Source organism: Duganella sp. sic0402 (assembly GCF_019219065.1).
Lineage (GTDB): Bacteria > Pseudomonadota > Gammaproteobacteria > Burkholderiales > Burkholderiaceae_D > Rugamonas.
In genome coordinates this window covers 328,363-354,098 of the sequence record NZ_JAHUWK010000003.1, presented here as the reverse complement: position 1 = coordinate 354,098, position 25,736 = coordinate 328,363, and the positions used below count along the sequence as shown (strand labels likewise).

Sequence of the window (25,736 nt, the reverse complement as noted above, 5' to 3'; positions counted from 1 at the left end):
TGCCGGTTAATTTAAGCTGTGTCCAATTCCACTTTATTAGCTGCTCGACGCTGTCCCATCTGCTTTTTTCTACAGCGTCTTGCCGTCGTTGCCGAGCAGGTCACGATCAGCGCAGCGCGGCCAAACCAGCCGTGACAGACTTGGTCGGGCGCCTGGAAGCTCAGCGACGGGTGCGCTCGGCGTTGTAGAAAGTATCAGGCTGCGCTAGGCCTACCTTCAGTTCAGCCATATTTGCGTATTCCTTCAGGTACCGACGCGCCCATGCTATTGCTGATGCGACGGACAGCCCCTTGCGGCTGTGCCAGTCGCTGATAGCCACCAGATACGTGACGCTCCGCGCCAACCGGATGTAGGTGGTATTATTGACCATACTTGGTCGGGCCGCATCACCGGGACGTCGTGCAACAGGTACGGATAGAACTTGTGCCAAGGATGCGTGCGGCTCATGTCAGTCCCGGCGCAATGCCCGCTAGACCGATACTGCATATCAGGCGCTGCGCGCGCTTGCGGTTGACCACGTGGCCCGCCGTGTGCCAGAAAACCAGCATGCGCCTGCTGAAATAGAAAGGCGGGCTAGTGCATTTCCTCGTCAATCAGCGCGCAGCTTCAGCGCAGTCTCGTCCCCACATGCCTGCCGCGATGCCGTATCGATCCCGGAGTAACCGTCGCGCGAGGCGGGCTCGCCGGATCGTATTACCGCCTTAGTGGTAGCCAAGTAAGTGTCGTGGGAAGCAACCTCTTAGCTGGCGATAAACTCACTTTACAGCGGACTTCGCGTCGCGATGTTCTCATTCTGGCTGAATTTATTTACATGAGTTATAGACCGGCTAAACCCAAACGTCTGGTACAAGCCCCCTGCCACGCCATTCCTCGACGAGATGAACGTTGTTAAGTCCGCCCCAAACCTCTTCGTCGGCATGGTCGAGAACAATGATTTGGAGTCGTCCTTTTGTCTTGGCGATGATTTCGTTGAACAGTGTGAAGACCTTCCTAACTGCGACCACGTCTTCATTCTTCCAAGCGGGATCAAGCTCGTCGTCCACCATTTTTCCAGCGCGACGTGCAGGGAAGTAAACTTGGCTTGGCTGATCATAGATCAGTAGCGCGGGAACAGGGTGCTGCGGCAAGCGCAAGAAGTATCCTTGCAGCGCGAGACTGAGCGCAATGTGGTATGCAAGCCAGTTTGCACCGCTACCGATCTCCCAAAGGAAGTCGTCGCGCGTTTCGCGAATAACTTTTACGGTGAGGTCTTGGATGACAAGACGAATTGGTGCATCAGGCCACTCACCGTCGAGCTGTGGAATTAGCCTGCCAGAGATGTCTTGGATAGTGTTGAGCGCGTTCTCCAGCTTCCGTCCAATCTCATGCTCGGACACCAACTTGACCAGTCTTTCGACCTCTACCCTTAACGTCGAAATCTCTTGGTTCAGTTCAGAGGATGTGTCAGCAGCGTCGTACAGCCTGAGAGCCTCCTGCAACCGTCCAAGGAATCGGGAAATTTCCTCCCCTCGCGTGGTGACCTTCCGAGCCTCATCAGATTGTCCCTCCAGCGTGCGAATCTCCGTCCGCACGGCGGCCAAGTTGCTGAGCACGGTGTCGACCGCCTCACGTTGGCGCAGTGTTTCTTTTCCAAGCGATTCTGCAACCTCAGGATAGGACCTCAGCCTCAACTCAATGCCTTCGAGTGCTTGACACAGCTGGTCTATTCGCGCGCGACCAGCTTCGCTGGGCTCAAGAACTGCGGCTGGATGTTCTGAAGCAAGGTCTCGAATCCAAGCCGATAAGCTCAAGCGGTCACGTTGTATGTGGAGGCCATCACGGTACTCGTCGCTACTTTCGTCGAGACGACGCATTTCATGGAGGCGTTGACGGGACTGATTGAGTTCCATCGCCAGCTTCGACTCCGCTGCACGCAGTTCGGTAAGCCGGCTCATAATGACGTCCATCGCAGCCAAAGTAGGCGTAGCGAGCCGCATGTCGCTGTGGAGCGCCTCTCGGAGCAGATCGACAGTAGAGGGCCAGTCATCCGGAACCACTGTGAATGCTGGTAAAAGCCCATATTCAATCGCTAGACGGGCCCAGGCGAATCCTTCGCGCTGCCAAGCGGAACCTGTATCCCGACGCGCTTTCAATTCCCCCTCTTTGCGACGAAGGAGCCGCGACAGCCGGTCAAGGTTATGCCGAGCCTGAAGCAGTTCAGGGCTAATCGCGCCGAGCACGTAAGGGAAGATGGTCTTCAGCTTTTCCCGGTGTTCAGTAGTGTCAGCCTTGAAGAACAGCACATCGGGGTTGGCAACGATGTTCTGGGGCTGGAAGAGGAAGGCCATCAGGTCGCGGAAGCTCACTCGCGACTTGAACCGCTCATCTGTGCTAGCCTCCACTGGCAAATTCGACAGACCCGAGAGCCTGTTCAAGACGGCCTTCACATAATCGACATTCTGGTTTTTCGCCGTGATGGTTGATGGGACCTCAACGACAGGGCTTTCCAGTAGCAGCATTTCGCCGGACGCTTTCAGGCCACCGGGCTCCTTTCGAGCTAGCAGCTTCTGCCCTTCGAGCGTGTCGACTAAAACACCAAACCATGAACACGTATCTCGAATTACGCCCACGGGAATTGCACACTTTTCTGAACCCAAGCAGTAGTCAATGATCGGGATGACAGAAGACTTCCCTGTCTTGGATGCGCCGCTGATGACATTCACCATGCTGGGCTCGAATTTGACTATCCTCGGTTCACCGCCTTTTCGCGGCCACAAAATGACCTGCAACAGTTGGAAGTGCATTAGAACCCTACCTTCAATGTGTGAGCGACCTGCTGGTCGGATAGGCCGGAAAACCAGTACCCGACCTTTTCACAGGCCGGTGCGATTCGTCGAATTCGCTCAGGAAGCGACGGAGCCAGCAGTTCATGGTGCGGACTGAATGCTCGGACCGTTGCGGCACTGGGTTCGATTCTAACCAATCGAGACTGCTCGGCGACGATGAGTGATTCAAACGTTAGTTGACGGAACGCCAAGGCCCGACCGTGCACCGCCAAAAGGTCTTCGCGCTGCTCGCCAAGTTTGCCGGCGAAAAGATGCAAGCCAGAAGCTTTCTGCGTGCTCAGCACCATAGCTAGGGTCGGCCCGTGAAGGACCAGTGGCAAAAGCAAGAATGTGAGAGGTAAGGGCACAGCCTGTCCATCGCGCTCCTGAAATCCAAGACCGAATCGCCAGATCGCGTACGCGCCCAGCGCCTCATTCTGAACAACTGCAGCCTCACTTAGGCGTGATGTGCGAGTGCTATCCGTCACTTCTTGTCCTCCTCATTCAGAAGCGTCTGGTACTCCGCGTGCCAACCCAATTCTCGCCTATCGGCCAGATCGTGGAAGCCACCATGGGTAAAATGACCTGGTACTGCCCGACTATCGAGCGGTACTTCCATACCGGCACAGCGGCTGTAAATGATTCTTCCTTGAGCCTCCTGAGTTTTTTCGGAGTAAGTGTCATTGACCTCGCTCCGAGCCGCATCGTGCTTGCGCAGTAAGGTGACTTCCCAGTCCTCAACGGTGCGGTTAAAGACGAGGCCTTGTTCCGCCCACTTCACCTTATCGCCCGAAGTGCGCATGAGGTCACTGGCCGCTCGGAGCTGTTGTTCTTCAGTCGCCTCTATCAGCTGCAGTTGCCGCACAAATACAGGGCGCCTATTTAGGAGAGCCTTTGCGGCATCTTTGGATGGGGTGGCCGTGAAGGTCGGCAGATAGCCCGCCATGTTGTTCTGCTGGACAAAGGCGTGAAAGTTTGTTTGGAACTCCGCTACGGCTAACAGCGCTGGAACCTTCCTGCGAATGCATTTGTCGGCAGCCTCCTTGGCTTGCCCAATCGCAGAGGCGCAGATCACATCAAGCAACGCCTCTGGGATCGCGGGCCTCAACAGCCGACGAATGGGCTCTACTGGGTCAGTGTCTGTGGCAGAGACGATGGTCTTGCCGATAACCGCTGAGCGCAGGGTGTCAGTTGCATTGATAAACTTCTCAACATAAGGTAAGCATTTTGGCGAATTGGCTTTTTTCTTCAGCTTGTCTTTGATGTGTTTAACAAGCGCGTCAATAGATTTTGCGTCGGCTGCTGTATGAATCGCAGTACTCAGCTTGCCTGACTTCGAAGGTGTCACGTAGAGTTGGAATGATGCTTTAGCACCATCTACCTTCTGCGTTTCCACCGCGTCAAGCCAATTTGCGATCGTCTTCCAAAGATCATCCGACCAGTCAGAAAGCGGGTTGTGCGCCAGAGCACTTTTGCATTGCTCCAGCAATAGCGTACCGTCAGCATAATGGACAGCAACATCGTCCAAGTATTCAAGAGACACGCTTGCGTCACGCGGACTGCTCAGAAGGTAGTAGCATAGCCTCACTGGCTGCAACGCAAATCCAAGATACGGTCCGGCCGCCGCATGTTTAACGAGTTGAGGCAGCGTCTCGCTCATGCGGTAGCTTTCACCAGCGACCGAGTTACGGAATTCACCTTTCGAGACGTGGATTTTTTGACGCTTCCATGCGTGATTTGGTATGACCAGAAGTCATAATCATTGACAGATATGCCGCCCATAGCTAGTCCGTATCGAATGTTTTGTTTATTATATAATCATTTCCTGATGGATATGGCAATTCCTTTTGGTTTTACTATTGGGTATGTGAGGATCTGGAGGTCTTGTAGCTCCTGGCCGTCGCGACTGACGGAAGGCATCTCCCTTACGGCCGCGCCACTGCTTGCACCTCATAATTCCAAAAGGAGTCCAATGGCCATTGATGTCTCCGCAGCAGTAGCCGTCCGCGTTGCTGCCACCGAGGCCGTTTGGGCCCCATCGCGATCCACGACTATTGCGCGGAACTCGAGGCCCTCACGGGCGACGTCGACGCGCTCACGCCCGCTGAGCGACGTGGCTGCTCCGCTGAGATTCAATCGCATCGTTTGTCGGGAAGATGATTGTGCGGCTTTGCATTGGACGATGCAATAATTGGTTGAAGACTTGACCACTAGCGCGGTCAAAAGATTCATAACAATTCAGATTTATCCCGACAACTTCTTAGAGTTTTTTTTGCATGCTTAACAAACCAATTTTGAGCCGTACGGGTCTCAACAGTCATCAAATCAAGGCTTTGCAGGTTGCGCTCGACCAGAAGCGACGCGGGGAAGTTATCGATGTACCTGCCGGCAAGTCGTATGGTGCTGAGCTAGAAGTGTTAGTAAAAATGGGCGAGGACATGACTAAGAGATTTACTCGGGACTTTCAGGCCGAGTCCTGGCCAGTACATTTCGTGCTTCTGGATAGTAAAATTAGTAATGCCTACGCTTACTGGATGGCCAGCTTCGAAGTCATTTGCATGACCACCACGCTTGCGCGCGAAATCGACGAACTGTGCGACGACGTTGCACGTTATCTGGTGAATCACGCTGGTAATGTGAGCGGCTTTTCCTATCTACGGGATATAGAGTTAACAATCGAAGTCAAAAGTGCTTCGCTGAAGGGGCTTTTAGTTCAAGGAGTCATGGCATTTTTTGTCGGTCACGAAGCAGGGCATCTTCTCGCAGGACACAAGCCGGTAGTGCTTGCGGCAGCGGCTGGCGCGGGTGGCGATCTTCAGGGTGAAAAAGATCCTGAGTTTGAGTTTTTCGTGGATGATTTTATTGCGGAGGTAGCCTCTAAAAATGAGGGTGCTGGCGTTCATTCGCTGCGCTTGAATGCACATGAGATTGATGCTGATGTCCAGGGATTCTCTCTGACCGCGAGGTTTTGGTTAGAGCTGCAGGAGGTGACTCAATCAGGGGTTAAATGGCCAGCAGAGGCCGCGTTACTTCCCGCAGTATCTTCAAAACCGGATCGGTTATTGCTACTGGCAAGTACAGGTGCGGCCATAGCGATGTCTCTCATGGGATTCAAGCAGTTCAAAGGTGACTGGAACAAACAGGAGACCCATCCGTTGACGGCCGTTCGATGTGTCGTTGGCTTGGCCGTGTTAGCCAATAGGTTGGCGGACAGACCACAAGAGCGTTTGACGCTGCAGCTTCAGGGAGAATGCATCGAGGCCCTGTCGCTGGTCCATTCACGCCTAGCGAGTATCTTATTAATGGCTGCTAAAGCCGATGGCGAGTATTCTCAAGTAGCCCAGATGTTAAAAGACAAACCGGAAGACCAACAATTGGGCGTAATGTTCCACGCGACAGGCGTAGCACAGGCAGTCGCCCTTTCTAATGATGTGGTTAAGTTCTTAGCGGAACTGCTCAGGGAATTTAAAGCATGTGCTCCGGAGCGAGCTAAGGCGATACGCGTCCCGCAGGAAATGCTGGTTGAGTGGTCTGCCGTGGTGTCCACGCCATGAGTTTGGTAACGCAGCCTTCGGATGCAAATCAATGGAATCGAAGAGACCTTGTCAAGCTACTGTCGTCGCTATAAAAATTTACCGTCTCATACGTTCCGTTGCCGGCGTCGGGCTGATACTGGCGGCCGTGCGTGCTACGCTGGGCGCGTGTTGTTGTGTTGCTGCGCGAAGCGCGCCCAGCGTAGCACGCACGGCCGCCACTGTCAATCCATACGGTATTTTTACTTAAAAGCAATACTGTCATGAAAAAAGACGTTTAGAAACATCATTTCCTATGTTTTTGATGTATCTAAGCGACATTGATGATAGCATGAGAGCCATCTGTCTTATCACTATCAATCATGCGACACGATCAAACCTTTAATTCTATTGCTGTCCAGAGTGCTGCTCAGCGTCTTGGTGAGCGTATTCGCACGGCTAGAAAAGCACAGAAGCGCTCGTTGGTCGATTTAGAAAGCGCGTGCCGCGTACACCGGCAAACACTTACCCGCCTCGAACGCGGCGATCCTGGTGTTTCCATCGGTGTCTTTTTGAGTGTGCTTGAGGCGTTGCGGGAACTGTCCGGTGTCGAATTGCTCGTCAGCCAGCCAAATACGCCTGCGCATTTGCGCTCGGGCGACGATGTGCCTCTTGAGCGAGATTTCTAATGGCGATCGAGTCCTGTATAGTCTTCGACTGCTCCAATCCCGAAGCTTCGATTCCGATCGGACGCTTTGGACTTGATGCGCATGGCAACGGGCGCTTCGGATATGGTTTGCGATATCTGCAAACTTTGGGTGCGTTTTCGCTTGATCCAATACATGTGCCCTTGCAAACGCATGAAATCGCGATCCCCCGCAGAGGAGACGGGACGTACGGCATTTTCTCCGATGCCGGTCCTAACGCCTGGGGGGCCCAGCTCACCCTCAAGCTGTTGCGTGAATCCAATCGCCGCGCGCCGCAGAACGCCGTTGAATGGTTCCTAAGTTCGCTCCATCACGGTTCGGGCTGCCTTGGGTTCTCCACTGATCCCCACACGCCACCGCAGCTCAAGAATGACATCCAATCTTCGCGTGCACTGTCAGCGAGAGCGTTGCGAGAAATGGAGGCCTACACTGCCGATCCGGCGGTGCGAATCGATGCAGAAACGGCACACCTACTTTTCCCCGGCAGTGGCTTAGGCGGCGTCCGTCCTAAAACGGTTGTCATACACGACGGCACAGAACACATTGCGAAGTTCAGCCGGCCAGATGATCTATTCGACGTACCGGCCGCAGAATATGCAACGCTGAGACTGGCGACTAGGGCAGGTATCAATGTGCCCAGTTTCGAGCTCATCAAGATTTTAAACCGGTCTGTTCTGCTTATTGATCGATTTGATCGGGTGGAGGGCAGCCGCGTTCACTATGCAAGTGCGCACAGCTTTCTCGATCCGAAGCCATTCAGTCCAGACGGTCGCGAGTACGTGACCAGCTTTTCATACGCGGGAATCGCCGAGGTACTGCGGCCCTACGGGGCTGATGCGCGCGCGGATGCCCATGAGCTGTACCGGCGCATGGTGCTCAACATCATGGTGGGTAATGTTGATGATCACTTACGCAATCACGCTTTCCTGATGCTCCAACCTGGTAAGTACAGTCTTTCTCCAGCTTTCGATATCGTCCCCCATATCGAAGCGGCCGGCCGACCACAGAGCATTGGTGTCGGTGAATTCGGACCTGCAAGCACTATGGCGAACGCACTCTCCCAATGCGGCCGCTTTCTGCTCACGCAGCCTGAAGCACGTGAGATCATTCGCGAAGTGAAGGACATCGCCTCCACCTGGCGGGACGAATTCCGGGAAGCAGGCATTGCACAACGCGACATCCATACGCTCGCGGGCTGTTTCAGTGTTGCTGACGAAGCTGAACGGCAGCAGGTACAGGTTAATGCCGTGCTTGCTCACGGTCAGGTCGTGGAGTTAAATGAGACAGCGCAATCAATCCGCAAGCGCTCGAAGCCCAGATAATGTGGCTATGCCAATCTAAGTCCGAGATTTCCCAGTGGGCCAAAACGAGAGTCGAGGATACTTGGCTTCTCGTACCTAACGCGAAGCGGACCTAGGAAGGCCAACAGGATATGCGCACACAGCCATCTGTATCAATCCTGGACAGATCTCCTAGCAAGGAGAGAGATATCTCTGATGCCCGCAATCACGTGAGAAAAACTGGAGATCAATGAGTACGCCTATCACTTTGACCGTTGGAGACATCTTACTAACCTGCAATTCGATGGATGTAGGAATTGATCATGGGATGTTATTTCAAGAGTCGGACCGTCGTCGACTTCCAAAAATATTTCCGATCGACGGCAACGCCGAATCTACAGCGATCAATGATCTGGAGGTAGGTGAAATCTGCTTTTGCCGGTCATTGCGATCAATGGTCCCTCGTCTTGAATTTCTTGGCTACACCTTAGGCACAGTGAAAGCTGACTATTCCCGTGTCGTCAAAAGTGATATGGATGCGCGCCTGATCGCACACGAACTTGATCCATCGGAAAAGCAGCAACCAATAAGCTTTGAACAGTTCATCCTATTCATTAAAAGATATTCGGTAGCCAGGCTAAGTGATAAGTACGTGAAGAATTACGACGAAGAACATATAGCTAAGCAAGGAGTTTTCGCGCACGATCCCGCAATTGAACAACTTCCAGAAGGAGGTTCCTATCGTGACACTGGCGGGCACTCTGAGAGGAGCCACTTCGGAAATCTACTGGGGTTCCTTACCCCTTATTCGATACTACGTGTCCTGGCTGAAAACCCCGAAAATTTGGATCTAAACGTTGTTTGGGATTATGGAAATTTTGTAGAGGCTGGCTGGGCGGATGACTACGAATTCATCGCATGCGCAAGAAGAACGCAAACTTACCTGGTAGGGACAGAGGGGAAATCCGACACAAGCATCCTGAAGCGCGCCATTGAATTTCTTCATCCCGAAATTAAGGATTTCTTCCGATTCGTAGACGCTGGAGATTGGCATTCATTTTCCGGTGCCGGCAGTTTGGGAAAGTTTGCCGAAGGGCTTGCCAAAATAGATGTACACAACCGGGCAGTATTCGTTTTCGATAATGATGCTGAAGGTCGAGAGGCTCATCAAAGCTTGTTGCGGCATGCATTGCCGCCTAACATGGCGGCGATGGTTCTGCCGGATATAGAGGAACTTAGGAGTTTTTCCGCATGCGGGCCTGAAGGCGTTTCAAATGTGGATATAAACGGCCGAGCGGCAGCAATCGAGTGCTACCTGGACTTACGACTCAACGATCGCAAACCACCGCAAGTCACATGGACAAATTACAAGGAAAAGCAGCAGGTTTATCACGGGACATTAGATTACAAGGAAACATATGCTGCAGCGTTTTACAACGCGTCCCTTGAATCCATCAAGGCTGGCCAATAGATTGGTTCTCGATACTCTCGTTGAGCAATGTACTCAAATTGCGGAGCGAATGCATCCATTTCATGACACTGACGGGGCCAGATAAGGCCGATACGGTTGCCTGACGTGCAGTCAGGAAAAGCATCCCGGCTGTCAAATTTGATGGAGGGGCAGTCATATCGGCCGGCTCTAGGGTTTCCTCTGACTAGCGGCTGCAAATTCTAGACCGTGCTGGTTAAGTAATTACTGCGTAAATATGGACCAGCTCCTACTGGGTTATGAACGACAGCGAGAAAGAAACATCTTCTTCCTCGCAGCCATCAATCCTGGTTCGTCTACGACACGCTGGTAAGGTGTTCGTTTGCTGGGCGGGCCTCTAACCAAGTAAGCAGCACTGGGGCAGCGATAAGATTGTCGGTCAAAGCTTGTGCAGCTTGAGCACGCCACATCAGATCCCCCTGTTGCCGGAAGTCCCTGCGGAGGTCACGGATGACTATGAGAGCTTGCTCAGCCCATTCGCGGAACTGCACCACGTCCCAATGAGCTACCTGCTTCAGGCTAGGCATAGCGCCTTCTTTTGCTCGTTTGGCAGGCGTGACCAACACCGGAAGGATTCGAGCATCCTTGCAGCCTGGCACATTCTCCCGCATCCAATTAGGATGTGAGGCTGCCTGGCGAGCCTTGGTAGCATCCACGATTGTAGATTCGCCCTTGGCATTTGCATGGTCTTCGAAAACAATTACGATGTCACCAACCATCCACCATGGATCTGGCGATGCATCTTCCTCACGCTTACCTGCGGAAAAGCCAAGGTGCTCGCCGAGAAGAACTTGGGCTTGCTCAAAGCGCTCGCCATCTTGAAGCCCCTCCCTGATCGTTTTTTCGCGCGCAGAAAAGTCTCGGTTATGTAGTGTCCCCAGCTTGACCAGCCGAGCTTCCAACTGCTCAACCTGCATGAGCACTGTGCTGTCCTGGTCAGCGTCACGATCAGGACCAGAGGGGGTATCTCCCCGAGCGAGAGTAATCAACCAAGGAATGCCATTGGCGGCCTCTTTGGCTTTTCTATACTGCGTACGCGCCATAGTATCGAAACCAGAATTTCCAGCCTTCGCAGCGGCTTCCGCTGATGATCCGGCCAGGTAATGCCACAAGGCCCGATATCCTCGCAGTTCTGCGTGATTCAGCCCGCCAAGCACCTCACGTGCGGCATCGTAGGCTTTCTCATAGTCCTGATTCCAGCTCGCGGCCTGCCAAGCGATTTCATGGCTTACCACGTTTTCTAGCTGATCCATTGCAGGGAAAATCTTCTGAGTCGCTGCTGCACGCACTTCAAGAATACCTTCGTTGGCGTCCTCCCATGCTTCTTCATGTTCCAAGAAAATATCGAAGTTATCCAGGAATTCATCTGCGGTCATATTAGTGGACTGCTCAAGCCCGAACCGTAACTCAGCTTGCAACTCAGGATGGAAATAGGTCCGGCGCTCGCGGTCTGTAAGATAAGCAGGGAGTTCATTGCCGGTCACAACCACAGCAGAATAATCATTCAACCCGCGTGTGCATCGACCGATGGCCTGCAAGACGCGCGTCTGAATGCGTTCGTTGAACAGAAGGTTGGCGCCCATCCGGTTGATGAGAAAACGCTCTTGCAAGTTTGTAGTGCGCGACAGTCCTTCGACGAATAGCAGCCTGCAGTCGTCTTCGGGGAAGTCGATACCATCATACCTGTTCGCTATCACCGCGACGGCGTTACGCGAGCCGGTAAATTCGGTCTTGCTTACTTCCAAGTCGGCTGCGGTGAAGGTCGCGTAATTCAAATTTTCCTTTACATCCTCTATCACAGCGTCCGCCTCTGCTTTGCTCGGTGTAAGAACGAGGCTTCTGTGCGCCTTACGCATCAGGCGACGACGCAATTCAACAGTCTCATCCTCGGTCAACGACTTCTCTGGAAACAGGAAAAACCGCCGGCCAATGCCTTGCTTGTCCCAGCCTTCAGGAATCGGCAAGCGCATAATGCTTGGGCGCCCGGTGAGCCGTTCGAGATCGCCACCAGCACCAAGTGTGGCAGACATAAAAATCCGCTGTTTTGCCCCGATAAAAGGCGCGTGAGACCACGTTGGCGGGATCAATGGTCGAAGCATGATCTCACTGGACGAAACGTAGAGCTGGCATGCATGCAAATGGTTCGACAGCATCTTCCACGTGTACCGCTGCTTAGACTCGCTAACATTGGCGTTGATCGTTGCCCGTAGCTCATCTGCGATCTGGACAAGTTCATGGGTCGGAATTTTATCCGTCCAAGACATATCATCCACGCCTTCCCAGACTCCAAGCAGTCGCGAATAATTCTGCGTCGAAAGCAGTGGTTTCAGTACTGCGGCGACCGCCTTATGAAGTACCTCGTCTTTTTCCTCGTAGCGATCGATCCTCATTGTCCATTGACTTGCCATGTAGCTTTCAGCAGCATGGGCATCATCAACGATGATGACGTCTGGGTTCTCAAAGTACGGGTTTGTGTTGAACAGACTGTTATAGGTGGTTACCGCGACCCGATTCGCATCCTCATAAGCTGCCTTAGCATCCGGGCTGTAGTCCCTCCGTGCGCCGGTGAATGGCTGAACCGTTATTCCATATTTCTGGGACGCTTCTTCAGCAACTTGGTTGACCAGTTGCCGTGTGGGGCAAAGATAGAGGACACGTTCGCCGTACTTGCGCCGACGCCATTCTGCCAACAACAACCCAACGAGCGTTTTACCGCTGCCTGTAGGGAGCTGCAGTGCAACGTCCGAAGCTTTAATGGCTTTTGCGGCGTAGTTACGAAGCATCTGCCCTTGGTGATCGAACAAGCTAGCTAATTTTCGACGCGGCAGGTCAAGAAATAGACGGTCCGGACTGTCGGGCACGGTCGCCTGAGTGGTGAGTTTTTTAAATGCCATGAGAGCAATATCCTGGAAGTGAGGAAGACTATCAATTATTTGCTCTATAGTGAACTAGATTGGTATTTTTACCAATTATAATTTCCTTAAGGTAGCCAAAATTAACCAGTAAGAAAATTTTGGAACCATACTAGCGACATGAGCCGCGTAAGGGGATCAAGAAGGATTTTTAGATGGCTTGGGTCATAGTGGATTCGATTCCGTCAGGATCAAGGAAAATCCGCCACCAATTCAGTTATTCGCATCGTTCTAGTTTGCTGGACGCTTGATACGAATCAGCGCTTGGGCTCGTTGGAAACCCATCCCAAGATACCTGATCCAATTGGCGCACGCACCCAAGGACAAGGTTGCGAGTGCATATGACAGCGTGCAATTCCTTGCGGAGCAGCGCAGGATGATGTAGGAGTGGCCGACATTGATGCCGTAGTCAAGGACGCCTGCCGATAAAATAGGTCCGTGCCTGTTGCATCAGCGTTGCGCACGCCTTGAACGCTTTACCAAAGCAAACCTGCGGATGAACGGGAATTACGCGCAGCCCCCTCAAGGTTTAGTTGTGCTTCTGTAGCATTTAGCGTTTCTATTGCGGCTTAGAACATATAAAAAGGTTTATTACATTACGCTGTGGCCACAATGACTTCTGGTTAAAAATCGGGTTGTCACAAGCAATTTATTCTGCGATTAAGTTTATATTAACTGGCTGTTTGTCGAATTTATTACATAAAATTCTACTGCTGAGTGCATTTATCAAAATATTGTTTGAACAATGCGATTTGGGGGCGCGATTGGGGTGAAATCTGAGTCTGACTCGCTGGGAAGCCTAATTTAGAGCGGCCTACTGCTGAGATAGGACTCCCCCTCTCCCAGGAACACAAATGTAAAAAAGGCCACCTTCGGGTGGCCTTTTTGCATTTGTTTCATGGCGGAGAGAAGTGAGCCCCCCCCCCTGCAGGGCTCACGCGGGGGATTCGAAGGCATCGCCCCTGCTGGGACGAGCCGCTCCGAATCGTCCGATTGCCACCGCTATGCGGTGGCGCGCCGAAGGCGCTGCGTGCAGCGCCTATAAAATTTCCCGTAGGTACTATTTAAAATCAAGAGCGCTTCAGCTGCCCAATCACGCTAGCCACCTTGGTGGTAATCATATCCACCGCCGGGCCATTGGCGCCGTGGGGAATGATGATGTCAGCGTTGCGCTTGGTTGGCTCGATGAATTGCTTGTGCATGGGGCGCACGGTTTCCAGGTACTGATTGACAACACTCTCGACCGAGCGGCCACGCTCGGTGATATCGCGCTGCATACGGCGAATAAAGCGGATGTCCGAGGCAGTATCGACGAAGATCTTCAGCGACATCATGTCGCACAATTGCGGGTCGTACAGCGCAAACAGGCCTTCAATCACGATCACCGGCGCCGGCTTAACCGGGATGGTGCGGTCGGAACGGTTGTGGATGGTGAAGTCGTACTCTGGCATCTCGATCGCCTGGCCAGCGCGCAAGGCTTGTATATGTTGCACCAGCAGCGACCATTCAAAAGCTTGTGGATGGTCGTAATTGGTCTGGTTACGGACTTCAGGGGGGAGGTGAGTCTGGTCGAGGTAGTAATCGTCTTGCATGACGACCGACACCATATCGGCGCCAAACGCAGCCAGGACCTTCTGGGACACAGTGGATTTGCCACTGCCGCTACCGCCTGCGACGCCAATAATAAACGGTTGGAAAGAAATATTATGCATGCCGAATGATACAGGAAGCGCGAATTAAGCGACAGATAGCGACTGCGCTTGGCCGGCGAGCGTACAGAAGAGAAATCGGCACAGGTGAGCAGCACGCAGAATTCCTCGCCGCGCGCGGCACGCTTCACCTACCCCGCGAAATACGGCAGCGCCACGGTCATGATCAACAAATTGAGTGTCATGGCCGTGAGCAGCGAAGAAACGTTGATGTTCAGCACTGCTACGCTCGATTTAAGGACGTTTCAACTGGCCAATGACGCTGGCTACCTTGGTGGTGATCATATCGACCGCCGGACCATTCGCGCCATGCGGAATAATCAGGTCGGCGTTGCGCTTGGTCGGCTCGATGAATTGCTTGTGCATCGGACGCACGGTGTCCAGATATTGCCCGACCACACTTTCGACCGAGCGGCCGCGTTCGGTGATGTCGCGTTGCATGCGGCGGATGAAGCGGATGTCGGAGGCGGTATCGACAAAAATCTTCAGCGACATCATGTTGCGCAAGTCCTCGTCATACAGGGCGAACAGGCCTTCGATGACGATCACCGGCGCGGGCTTGACGGGAATGGTCCGGTCCGAGCGGTTGTCGCGCGTGAAATCGTACTCCGGCATGGCGATCGTTTCGCCATTGCGCAGGGCCTGGACGTGCTGGACCAGCAATGGCCAATCGAAGGCCTGCGGGTGATCGTAATTCTGCTGACGGCGGACTTCAGGAGTGAGGTGGGTCTGGTCGCAATAGTAGTCGTCCTGCATGACGACCGACACCATCTCTGCGCCAAACGAAGCGAGCACTTGCTGGGACACCGTTGATTTGCCACTGCCGCTGCCGCCCGCGACGCCAATGATAAACGGTTGGAAGGAAATATTTTGCATGCCAAATGATACCGGAAGCGCGGCTGGACCGACAGGGAGCGGGGCATTGCAGCCCCCTGCATCGCCCCCTGAAAAACTTCGCGATAGCGCAATCATTTCGCACAAATATTGTGCTATGGTTGCACCCATTACAAAATGTTAGCGCAATCATGCTTAATAAAAAAATACGGGGACTACGCTGGTGGATGATCAGCTTGATCATGCTGGGGGCGGTAATCAATTACCTGACCCGCAGCACGCTGGCGGTCGCAGCGCCGACGCTGCTGGCTGAGCTCAGCATCAGCACCAAGGAATATTCATACATCACCGCCGCCTTCCAGGGCGCGATCATGCTGCAGCCGCTGGCCGGCTATGTGCTGGATGTGATCGGGCTGAAGCTCGGCTTCGCCATGTTTGCCACCGCCTGGTCGATCATCTGCATATTGCACGGCATGGCGACCAACTGGCAGACGCTGGCCGTGCTGCGCGGCTTGCTGGGACTGGCGGAAGGTTCGGCCAATCCGGCTGGCATGAAGGCCGTGTCGGAATGGTTCCCCGCCAAGGAGCGGGGCATGGCGGGCGGCATCTTCAATATCGGCGCATCGTTCGGATCGATGCTGGCGCCGCCGCTGGTGGTGTGGGCGATTCTGTATTACAACTGGCAATCCGCTTTCGTGATTACCGGTGCGCTCGGCCTGATCTGGGTGGCGATGTGGCTGCTGCTGTACGACGCGCCGGCGCGCCATCGCCGCCTGTCGCAGGAAGAGAAGGAGCACATTGCCGCAGGCCAGGAACAGCATCTGGAAGGCGACGGCAAGCGGCCGTCGATCATCAGCATTCTGAAGATGCGCAATTTCTGGGGCATCGCGCTGCCGCGCTTTCTGGCCGATCCGGCCTGGGGCACGCTGTCGTTCTGGGTGCCGCTGTATCTGACCACGGTGCGCCATTTCGATCTGGCGCAGATTGCAATGTTTGCCTGGCTGCCGTTCCTGGCCGCCGACCTCGGCTGCCTGTTTGGCCCGATGGTGGTGCTGGCGCTGCAAAAGCGCGGCGTGCGCCTGATCAATGCGCGGCGCGGCGCGTTCACGCTGGGGGCGACCATGATGATGGGCGTGGCGTTTGTCGGTTATGTCGATAGCCCATATGCGGCGATTGCCTTGCTGAGCCTGGCCGGCTTTGCGCACCAGACCTTGTCGGTCACGGTGATCACGATGTCCTCCGATCTGTTCCGCCGCAATGAGGTGGCGACGGTGGCCGGCATGTGCGGCACGTTTGGCAATTTCGGCCTGCTGGTGTTTTCGCTGCTGATCGGCGGCCTGATGGCGACGGTCGGCTACACCCCGTTCTTCATCAGCCTGGCGGTGCTGGATCTGGTAGCGGCGGTGCTGTTGTGGACTTTGGTACAAGAGAAACAAGCATGATTCAGAATCCTGTCCTGCCGGGTTTTAATCCCGATCCGTCCATCGTCCGCGTGGGCGATGATTATTATATTGCGACCTCCACCTTCGAGTGGTTCCCCGGCGTGCAGATTCATCATTCGCGCGATCTGGTCAACTGGCGTTTGCTGACGCGTCCCCTGACGCGCGCCAGCCAGCTGAATATGCTGGGTGCGCCGGATTCCTGCGGCGTGTGGGCGCCATGCCTGACGTATGCCAATGGTTTGTTCTGGCTGGTTTATACCGATGTCAAACGCTACGGCCGCACCTCCACCGGCGGCGCGACCGGTAGTGCCTCGCTGCGTGATTTCCACAACTATCTGGTGACCAGCCCGACAATCGAAGGACCGTGGTCGGATCCGGTCTACCTCAACAGCAGCGGTTTCGATCCGTCGCTGTTCCATGATGACGATGGCCGCAAGTATTTGCTGAACCAGCTGTGGGATCACCGTCCGGGCAGCAATCGCTTTAACGGCATCGTGGCGCAGGAGTATTCGGTAGCGGAGGGCAAGCTGATCGGCCAGCGCGAGAATATCTTCAAGGGCACGGCGCATGGACTGACCGAGGCGCCGCATTTGTACCAGCGCAATGGCTACTACTATCTGCTGACCGCCGAGGGCGGCACCGGCTGGAACCATGGTGTGACGATGGCGCGCTCGCGCAATCTGCAAGGCCCGTACGAGCTGCATCCGGAGCAGACGATGCTGAGCTCGCGCAACCGTCCGGACGCTGGTTTGCAGCGCGCCGGCCACGCCGATATCGTCGAGACGCGGGATGGGCAGACCTATATGGTCTACCTGTGCGGCAGGCCGCTGCGTAATCGCGGCGTGTGCACGCTGGGCCGTGAGACGGCGATCCAGCCGGTGGTATGGGGCGAGGATGGCTGGCTGCGCACCCTCGACGGGCAAGGCACGCCGGAGTTGCAGGCGGCCGCGCCGGGCTTGCCTGAGCATCGTTTCGATCCCGCGCCGCAGCGGGAAGAGTTTGATGCGCCCGTGTTGCCGATTGCCTTCCAGTGGCTGCGCACGCCATGGCCGGAAGAATTGTTCAGCCTGACCGACCGTCCCGGTTATCTGCGCCTGTATGGCCGCGAGAGCCTGGGCAGCACGTTCCGCCAGTCGCTGGTGGCGCGGCGCCAGCAATCGCATTGCTACAGCGCCGCGACATTGGTGGAGTTCGAGCCGGCACATTATCAGCAACAGGCCGGCCTGGTGTGTTACTACAACGCCGCCAAGTTCCACTACCTGTACATCAGCAATGATGAGGTGGCAGGCAAGCACCTGCGCGTGATGACCAGTTTGCCCAACCATGTGCAGACCGATACCTTTACCGCGCCGATTCCGCTGCCGCCAGGGCCAGTGGAGCTGCGGGTGGAAGTGGATGAGGAGCGGCTGTACTTCGCTTATCGCGTTGACGGCGGGGCATGGCAGTGGCTGCCGCAGATATTCGATGCCAGCATCCTGTCGGACGAGGCGAATGCACCGGGACAGCCCAACTTTACCGGTGCGTTTGTGGGCGTGGCGTGCCAGGACATGGCCGGCACGCTGATGCATGCGGACTTCGATTATTTCGAGTACCGCGAGCGGCCGTATTGCGTCAATCCGAAGCTTGCTGTTTAGGCGCTGGTTTTTCGGCAGTGTTGGCGGGAGGCGTCACGATGGTTTAGACCGCCAGTCGCGCTGACAAGTTCAATATTGTTGTGCCGATTGGTGAATTTCGTAATTGCCCGGCGTGGCTGGTGACAGCACAATGGTGCGCATAAAAATATCCGAGACATTCTATGAATATCCGCCTTGCCGCTACCCTGGCCGTGCTGTCTTCATCCGCTTTCGCAGCCGCGCCGAATGAACTGAATGTGTACGCCAGCCGCCCGTTGGATTCCTGGCACATTCAGGTGTCCGACTTTGAAACCAACAAGACGCTGCAAGGCGATGCGGCCGAGATTTCGCGCCAGGTCAAGGTGCCGGACAGCGTGGTCACGGTCAGCAAGTCCACCAAGTCGAAGCAGCATGATGCGCTGACGCTCAGCTTCAACAAGGCCTGGTACGCCAGCCTGCGGGTAGACGGCGGCAAGCCGGTAGACCTGCGTCCGTATCTGGCCAAGGGCGTGCTGGCGCTGGATGTCAATGTACATGAGTTGTCTGACGGCGGCATGACGTTCAAGGTGCGCTGCGGCGAGAACTGCGAACGCAGCGTGCCTTATCTGATCCCCGGCCGAGAGATCGCCGGCAAGGGCTGGAAGCATCTGGTGTTTTCGATGCGCTGCTTCTATCGCGACGGCGATGATTTCAGCGCCGTGACCCAGCCGTTTGCGCTGGACGGCAGCGGCATTGGCAAAATCTCCATCGCCAACGTCAGGTATCAACTCAAGGGCACGCCCAACGCCAGCTGCCCGGACTATAAAACCGTGTCCGTGACGCCGGACAAGCTGAACGAATCCTGGTCGGTCAACTGGTGGACCAAGCGCCACGAGGACAAGCTGGCCGAGGCCAAGCAGTTGGGCAAGAGCGCGCAAGTGGTGTTCATCGGCGACTCCATCACCCACAACTGGGAGAAGGAAGGCCTGGCGGTGTGGAATCGCGTCTACAAGCCGCTGAATGCGCTGGACCTCGGCTTTGGCGGCGACCGCACCGAGAACGTGCTGTGGCGCTTGCAGCATGGCGCTGTCGATGGCCTCGATCCGAAAGTCGCAGTGCTGATGTTCGGCACCAACAACACCGGCCATCGCCAGGAAGATCCGAAGACCACGGCGGCCGGCATCCAGCGCAATATCGCGGAGCTGCGCCAGCGTTTGCCGAATACCAAAATCCTGCTGCTGGCGATCTTCCCGCGCGGCGAAAAGCCGGATGACAAACTGCGCGTGATTAACGAGCAGGTCAACGCCATCATCGCCGGCTTTGCCGACAACCAGAAGATCTTCTTCGCCAACATCAACCAGGCTTTCCTTGAGAAGGACGGCACGCTGTCCAGGGACATCATGCCGGACCTGCTGCACCCGAACGAAAAGGGCTATGAGATCTGGGCCAGGGCTATGGCGCCCGAGCTGAACAAGCTGCTGCCGTAAGCGCAGAAATATGGATGGGGCAATCTGCCGATCGGCGGCAGCGGTTTCGTCTCCGGCCTGGCCCGTTCATCGATGGCGGCGCCACATGGTTGCGAATTAACGACAATCAACATCAAGACGGCGGTTTGGACGATGCGCAATTCGTTGTTGGCGACATGAATAGCTTTGGCAACGTTTTCATGAGCACCGCAGGGCGCGGCATTGTTTTTGGTAAGCCAGCTGATCAATAAGTGTAAAAAACGTAATTTCTTAGGAGTATTTAGTGAATTTCGTTATGGAAAATGCGAAATTTGTTATATCAGAGCGATCCGGCAAGCGTGTAACAATATCAAGACGGCCACATTTGTCTGGGATCGGAGTAGTCGAAATGCAGATGAAGTCACATCGGATTGCGTTGCTCTTTAACGCAAACAAGATCTTTGACCGCGAAGTCATCGCGGGCATCGCCGCGTACCTGAGTTCCACGCGCGCGACCTGGGATTTATTCCTGGAGGAGGACTTCCGCCTGCGCCTGCCCGGCATCGAACACTGGCAGGGCGACGGCATCATCGCCGATTTCGACGATCCGGCGGTGGCCGCCGCGCTGACGCGCAGCCGCATTCCGGTGGTGGCGGTGGGCGGCTCGTATGACAATCAGGCGGCGTATCCCGAGGATGTGCCTTACGTCGCCACCGACAACTTCAAACTGATCAAGATGGCCCGCGATCACCTGATCGAAGCGGGTCTGCGCCACTTCGCCATGTTCTCGCTGCCGGAAGCGCAGGAGAACCGCTGGGCGCAGGAGCGCGAGCATGCGTTCCGCACGCTGATGGAGAGGGACAAGATGGAGCCGCACATCTATCGCGGCCTGGGCACCAGCGCGCCGTCGTGGGACGAGGCGGTCGACCAGCAGATCAAATGGCTGCATAGCCTGCCGAAACCGGCCGGCATCATCGCCGTCACCGATGCGCGCGCGCGCCAGCTGATGCAGGCTTGTATCATGGCCGGCATCGCCGTGCCGGAGCAGGTGGCGCTGATCGGCATCGACAACGATCCGCTGGCGCGCATGCTGACGCGGATTCCGCTAAGCTCCGTGATTCAGGGCGCGCAGGAGATGGGCCGTACCGCCGCGCACCTGCTGGACCAGATGCTGCATGGCGTGCGCATGAGCGGCACGCGGGTGCTGGTGCCGCCGGTCGGCATCAATGTGCTGGCGTCCACGCAGCACGAAGCGCCCAAGCATCCGCATGTGATGCGCGCGCGCCACTTCATCCGCCAGTACGCCTGCCAGGGCATCAAGACGCACCAGGTGGCCGAGTATGTCGGCATCTCGCGCTCGTCGCTGGAATCCTACTTCCGCCAGGAGCTGGATTGCAGCGTGCATGATGTGATCCTGCGCTTCAAGCTGGACGCCGCGACCTCGATGCTGGCGCGCGGTGAACGCAGTATTGCGGAGGTAGCGCTGTGCTGCGGCTTCACCTCGGTGCAGTATATGCACGCGGTATTCAAGCGCGAGCTGGGATGCACGCCGCGCACCTATCAGGACCGCGCCATGCTGGGCATGGTGGATGACGGTTCGTCGCTGCCCGCACCGGAGCTGGCGGCCTAGTCGCGCCGTGTGAGGTAACATAGCTGCGCAATAATAAACTGGAGACTTAAGACAATGAAAAAATTACTGAGCACGGCGGCCATCGCCGTCATGATGGCTTTCGCCGGCGGCAACGCCATGGCCGACGCCAAGAATCCGAAGATCGGCTTCTCGATCGATGACCTGCGCCTGGAACGCTGGGCGCGCGACCGCGACTACTTCGTGGCGGCCGCCGAATCGCAAGGCGCCAAGGTATTCGTGCAGTCGGCCGATGCCAGCGAGCAGCGCCAGATTGCGCAGATCGAAAACCTGATTTCGCGCGGCGTCGACGTGCTGGTGATCGTGCCTTACAACGCCACCGTGCTGACCAATGCGGTGCGCGAGGCGAAGAAGGCCAAGATCAAGGTGATCTCGTATGACCGCCTGATCCTCAACGCGGACATCGACGCCTACATCTCCTTCGATAACAATATGGTTGGCCAGTTGCAGGCGCAAGGCGTGCTGGCGGCCAAGCCGAAGGGTAACTTCTACCTGCTGGGCGGTGCGCCGACCGACAGCAACGCCAAGATGCTGCGCGACGGCCAGCTGAAAGTGCTGCAACCGCTGATCGACAAGGGCGATATCAAAGTCGTGGGCAAGCAGTGGGTCAAGGACTGGAGCCCGTCCGAGGCCATGTCCATCGTTGAAAATGCGCTGACCGCCAATGGCAACAAGATCGACGCGGTGGTGGCCTCGAACGACGCCACGGCTGGCGGCGCGATCCAGGCGCTGGCGTCGCAGAAGCTGGATGGCAAAGTGGCGGTGTCGGGCCAGGACTCCGATCTGGCGGCAGTCAAGCGCGTGATCGCCGGCACGCAAACGCTGACGGTGTACAAGCCGCTGAAGCTGATTGCGTCGGAAGCGGCCAAGCTGTCGGTGCAGCTGGTGCGCAACCAGAAGCCGGCCTTCAACGCCAAGTACAACAACGGCTTCAAGGAAGTCGATTCGGTATTCTTGAAACCAATCGCACTGACCAAGGCCAATGTGGACCTGGTAATCAAAGATGGCTTCTACACGCAGGCGCAACTGGCCGGCAAATAAGCAGCTTCGCGGAGCCCGCGTCCTGCGGGCTCCCACTTGCACATAATCATTCGTGTGATTGGTGAATTTCGCAATTGCGGCCCTCGTCGGCAAAACGCACAATGATTCAAATTCGCGCGCAGTAGCTCCCGCCATCTGACAGCAGCGAAAAAAAATACACGACGAGCGAGACGATATCAATGACGACCAGGATTCCGCGCTAAGCAGCGCCTGAGGGATAACTCATCCCGCGTTCCCGTACTACCCCCACAGATGACGAGAAATACCAAAAAAATGGCCGAAGAGCCGTGACAGATTCGTATAACTTTGGAGAGCGTAAATGAAGCATTTGAAAAAGACAGCCATCGCGCTGGGCCTGGCCCAGATGACGATGATGCTGAGTGGCGCAGCCGTGGCCCAGACGGAAGCCCCGAAAACCAGTGACGCCCCGGCCGGTGAACCGGTGGCCGTGATCGTGACCGGCCAGCGCGCGGCGCTGCAATCGGCGCAGAAGATCAAACAGAACTCCGACGAAATTGTTGACTCCATCGTCGCCGAAGACATGGGCAAGCTGCCCGACCGTTCGGTGACCGAGGTGCTGCAACGCGTGGTCGGCGTCACCATCGACCGCACCATGTCCAAGGGCGATCCGGAACACTTCTCGGTGGAAGGCTCAAGCGTATCGATCCGTGGCTTGAGCTATGTGCGCTCGGAGCTGAACGGCCGCGATTCGTTCTCTGCCAACGGCGGCCGCTCGCTGAACTTTGAAGACGTGCCACCGGAGCTGGTGGCTGGCGTCGACATCTACAAGAACCCATCGGCAGAACAGATCGAAGGCGCCGTCGGCGGCCTGGTCAACCTGCGCACCGCCATGCCTTTCGATTACAAGGGTTTCAAGGCCTCGGTATCGGCCGACCGCACCTGGTCGGAACTCAAGCGCGGCAAGACTTCGCCATCGGCCTCAGGCCTGGTGTCGAACCGCTGGAAAACCCCGGTCGGTGAAATCGGCGCCTTGCTGGACCTGGCTTACTCGGAAAGCGGCACCCGCACCGACGCCTTCCAGGTCGAGCCTTACTACCCGCTGACTGACGCCAGCGGCAAGCGCGTGTTCGTGCCGAAGGGCGCACAATGGCGTACGCTGGAATTCAACCGCAAGCGCGAAGGCGCATACGGCGCGCTGCAATGGAAGAAGGACGAGTGGTCCAGCAGCCTGACTTACTTCAAATCGAAGTACGAGATGCAGTGGGACGAGCAGGCGATCTTCGCCCAGTCCAACCCCTACAATATCCGCGTGTCGCCGGACGCCACCTTTGGCTCCAACGGCCAGCTGCTGACTGGTACGCTGACCGATGTCACCGGCGCCGGCATCAACTTCGGCGATGACACCCGCACCTCCAATCGCAAGTCCGACACCACCGACGTGTCCTGGAATCTGCGCTGGCGCCGTGACAACTGGACGGTTACCACCGACCTGCAATACATCAAGGCCAAGACCGGCAACCTGGACTCCACCGTCGCCACCGGCATCCAGATGCCGAAGGAGAAGCTGGACCTGACTGGCAACGTGCCGAAGATTATCTTCGACGATGCCGACCGCGCCTATCTGGCAAATCCAAACAACTACTACTGGGCCTTCACCCAGGAGCACCTGGACCGCAGCAAGGCCGACGAGAAGGCATGGAAGACCGACGTCAAATACGACTTCGATAATCCGGTGTTGCGCGACGTGCGTTTCGGCGTGCGCCTGACCGACCGCGAAGCCGTTACCACCAACTCCAACCCGAGCTACCACTGGGCCGCTATCACCCAGCCATGGCAGGGCGAGATTACCGGCCTGGCTTATCTGGGCGATCCGCGCTTCGCCGGCAATGTCAGCCTGCACAGCTTCGACAACTTCTTCAACGGCGGCGTGTCCGTGCCGTCGGTGGTGTTCCCGAACGTCTCGCTGGCGCAGGGCTTCCCGGACACTTACGCCCAGCTGCACAAGTATTACGAGATGCTGTGCAAGCCGGACGCCACTTGCGCGCCATGGTCGCCGGCCACCTTCGGCACCGATCCGCTGGGCACCAACCGTCAGCAGGAAAAGACCAAGGCGCTGTACGGCCAGTTGCGCTTCGGCTGGGATGCGCTGAAATATCCGGTGGACGGCAATGTCGGCCTGCGCTACGTGAAAACCGATGCGACCGCCTTCGGCTACACCGTGTTCAATACGACTGCGCCAACCGGCAACCTGCAAGGCGTGCCGATTCCGACCATCCTGCCGTTTTCCAAGTCGCAGGACTACGAGAACAGTTACCACAACTTCCTGCCTAGCCTGAACCTGCGCCTGAAGGCCAGCGATACGCTACAGTTCCGTTTTGCCGCCGCATCGGCGCTGTCGCGCCCGGACTTCTCGCAGTTGCAGGGCTACACCGCGCTGTCGCAATCGGCCAATACCACCACCATCAATGGCGTCACCACGGTCAACAGCGTGACGCATAGCGGCACGGCGGAAGGCAATCCGATGTTGCGTCCGACCACTTCCAAGCAGCTTGACCTGACGATGGAGTGGTACTTCGCGCCAACCGGCTCGTTCACCGCCGCCATCTTCAACAAGCGCCTGAAGGATGTGGTGGTCAAACAGGTGTACAACTATCAGTTGCCTGATACCGCAGGCCGCATGCAGAACTTCGTGGTCACCGGCCCGATCAACGGTGCGCGCGGCCATGCGCGCGGCATCGAGCTAGCCTACCAGCAGTACTTCGACCAGTTGCCTGGCGCCTTGTCCGGCCTGGGCGTGCAAGCCAACTTCACCTTCGTGGACAGCGAGCGCAAACTGTATAACTCGGTGTATTCGAAGTACTGCACCGGCGGCAGTGGCGCGGCCAACCTGAATCTGAACCTGAACGGCTGCGACACCGACGGCACCACCTTCGGCAACCTGCCGCTGGAAGGCCTGTCGCGCCAGTCGTACAATCTGGCGCTGCTGTACGATAAAGGTCCGGTGTCGGCACGCCTGGCGTACAACTGGCGCTCGAAGTCGCTGCAGGCGGTGAACGTCAACGGCACCAATGGCGGCGACGCGACCGATACCAATCCCGCCAGCCCGGCCTATGGCCAGACCAACGTCGCCTGGGCGCTGCCTACCTGGTCGGACGCGTACGGCCAGCTGGACGCGTCGGTGTTCTACAAATTCAGCGACAAGGTGCAGCTGGGCCTGGAGGCACAAAATCTGACCGATGCAACGTATAAGCAGTTGATGCAGCAAAATATCGGTATGATGGGCCGTGCATGGTTCAAGACCGGACGCCGCGTGGTGGCAAAACTGAGCTACGACTTCTAACTTAAAGAAAGGCTTTAAAC

General features: G+C 56.3%; 17 protein-coding genes and 1 pseudogene. 11 read left to right on the top strand and 7 right to left on the bottom strand.

Annotated elements, in window-relative coordinates; translation table 11 throughout:
- Positions 1-11 precede the first annotated feature (11 nt).
- From KW842_RS27470 to KW842_RS10640, 4 genes and pseudogenes are all read right to left on the bottom strand, one after another.
- Positions 12-603: pseudogene (locus KW842_RS27470) on the bottom strand (hypothetical protein); the annotation flags it as partial.
- A gap of 224 nt (positions 604-827) precedes the next feature.
- Positions 828-2,705, bottom strand: a complete 1,878-nt coding sequence (locus tag KW842_RS10650) for a DUF3732 domain-containing protein (RefSeq protein WP_229223614.1) — start codon at positions 2,703-2,705, stop codon at positions 828-830.
- Positions 2,706-2,782: 77 nt separating this feature from the next.
- A complete protein-coding gene (locus KW842_RS10645) occupies positions 2,783-3,292 on the bottom strand; it encodes a three component ABC system middle component (protein ID WP_218304057.1) in 510 nt (169 codons plus the stop codon).
- On the bottom strand, positions 3,289-4,464 hold the full coding sequence (locus KW842_RS10640; RefSeq protein WP_218304056.1) for an ABC-three component system protein: 1,176 nt from the start codon (positions 4,462-4,464) through the stop codon (positions 3,289-3,291). Before KW842_RS10640 ends, KW842_RS10645 begins: the two co-directional genes overlap by 4 nt.
- A gap of 616 nt (positions 4,465-5,080) precedes the next feature.
- Between KW842_RS10640 and KW842_RS10635 the strand changes: the two genes are divergently transcribed.
- From KW842_RS10635 to KW842_RS10620, 4 genes are all read left to right on the top strand, one after another.
- Positions 5,081-6,358 carry a M48 family metalloprotease gene (locus KW842_RS10635; protein WP_218304055.1) on the top strand — a complete coding sequence of 426 codons (1,278 nt, stop codon included), beginning with the start codon at positions 5,081-5,083 and terminating at the stop codon, positions 6,356-6,358.
- 341 nt (positions 6,359-6,699) lie between these two features.
- On the top strand, positions 6,700-7,005 hold the full coding sequence (locus tag KW842_RS10630) for a helix-turn-helix domain-containing protein (protein ID WP_218304054.1): 306 nt from the start codon (positions 6,700-6,702) through the stop codon (positions 7,003-7,005).
- Positions 7,005-8,345 (top strand): type II toxin-antitoxin system HipA family toxin, encoded by a 1,341-nt coding sequence (locus tag KW842_RS10625; RefSeq protein ID WP_218304053.1) that lies wholly within the window; start codon positions 7,005-7,007, stop codon positions 8,343-8,345. The genes KW842_RS10630 and KW842_RS10625 overlap by 1 nt, the downstream gene beginning before the upstream one ends.
- Before the next feature lie 208 nt (positions 8,346-8,553).
- On the top strand, positions 8,554-9,774 hold the full coding sequence (locus tag KW842_RS10620) for a HEPN/Toprim-associated domain-containing protein (RefSeq protein ID WP_218304052.1): 1,221 nt from the start codon (positions 8,554-8,556) through the stop codon (positions 9,772-9,774).
- A gap of 314 nt (positions 9,775-10,088) precedes the next feature.
- Here the strand turns inward: KW842_RS10620 and KW842_RS10615 are convergent, their stop codons facing one another.
- The 3 genes from KW842_RS10615 to udk (KW842_RS10605) all read right to left on the bottom strand — a co-directional run bounded on the left by KW842_RS10615 (position 10,089) and on the right by udk (KW842_RS10605) (position 15,289).
- Positions 10,089-12,686, bottom strand: a complete 2,598-nt coding sequence (locus KW842_RS10615; protein ID WP_218304051.1) for a DEAD/DEAH box helicase — start codon at positions 12,684-12,686, stop codon at positions 10,089-10,091.
- Positions 12,687-13,774: 1,088 nt separating this feature from the next.
- A complete protein-coding gene (gene udk, locus KW842_RS10610; RefSeq protein ID WP_218304050.1) occupies positions 13,775-14,416 on the bottom strand; it encodes a uridine kinase in 642 nt (213 codons plus the stop codon).
- 231 nt (positions 14,417-14,647) lie between these two features.
- The gene (gene udk, locus KW842_RS10605) at positions 14,648-15,289 is read right to left on the bottom strand and encodes a uridine kinase (RefSeq protein ID WP_218304049.1); all 642 of its coding nucleotides are present in this window, start codon (positions 15,287-15,289) and stop codon (positions 14,648-14,650) included.
- Between the two features lie 149 nt (positions 15,290-15,438).
- Here udk (KW842_RS10605) and KW842_RS10600 point away from each other — a divergent pair, with 149 nt between their 5' ends.
- The 7 genes from KW842_RS10600 (at position 15,439) to KW842_RS10570 (ending at position 25,716) form a co-directional block, all read left to right on the top strand.
- Positions 15,439-16,689, top strand: coding sequence for an MFS transporter (locus KW842_RS10600; protein WP_218304048.1), 1,251 nt, complete (start codon positions 15,439-15,441; stop codon positions 16,687-16,689).
- Positions 16,686-18,323 (top strand): glycoside hydrolase family 43 protein, encoded by a 1,638-nt coding sequence (locus tag KW842_RS10595; protein ID WP_218304047.1) that lies wholly within the window; start codon positions 16,686-16,688, stop codon positions 18,321-18,323. Before KW842_RS10600 ends, KW842_RS10595 begins: the two co-directional genes overlap by 4 nt.
- A gap of 161 nt (positions 18,324-18,484) precedes the next feature.
- Complete coding sequence (locus tag KW842_RS10590) at positions 18,485-19,768, top strand: GDSL-type esterase/lipase family protein (RefSeq protein ID WP_218304046.1); 1,284 nt, start codon at positions 18,485-18,487, stop codon at positions 19,766-19,768.
- Between the two features lie 14 nt (positions 19,769-19,782).
- Positions 19,783-19,998 (top strand): hypothetical protein, encoded by a 216-nt coding sequence (locus KW842_RS10585; RefSeq protein ID WP_218304045.1) that lies wholly within the window; start codon positions 19,783-19,785, stop codon positions 19,996-19,998.
- 143 nt (positions 19,999-20,141) lie between these two features.
- Positions 20,142-21,356, top strand: coding sequence for a DNA-binding transcriptional regulator (locus KW842_RS10580; protein WP_218304044.1), 1,215 nt, complete (start codon positions 20,142-20,144; stop codon positions 21,354-21,356).
- 90 nt (positions 21,357-21,446) lie between these two features.
- A complete protein-coding gene (xylF, locus tag KW842_RS10575) occupies positions 21,447-22,415 on the top strand; it encodes a D-xylose ABC transporter substrate-binding protein (RefSeq protein ID WP_373925173.1) in 969 nt (322 codons plus the stop codon).
- Between the two features lie 319 nt (positions 22,416-22,734).
- On the top strand, positions 22,735-25,716 hold the full coding sequence (locus KW842_RS10570; protein ID WP_218304042.1) for a TonB-dependent receptor: 2,982 nt from the start codon (positions 22,735-22,737) through the stop codon (positions 25,714-25,716).
- Positions 25,717-25,736 lie beyond the last annotated feature (20 nt).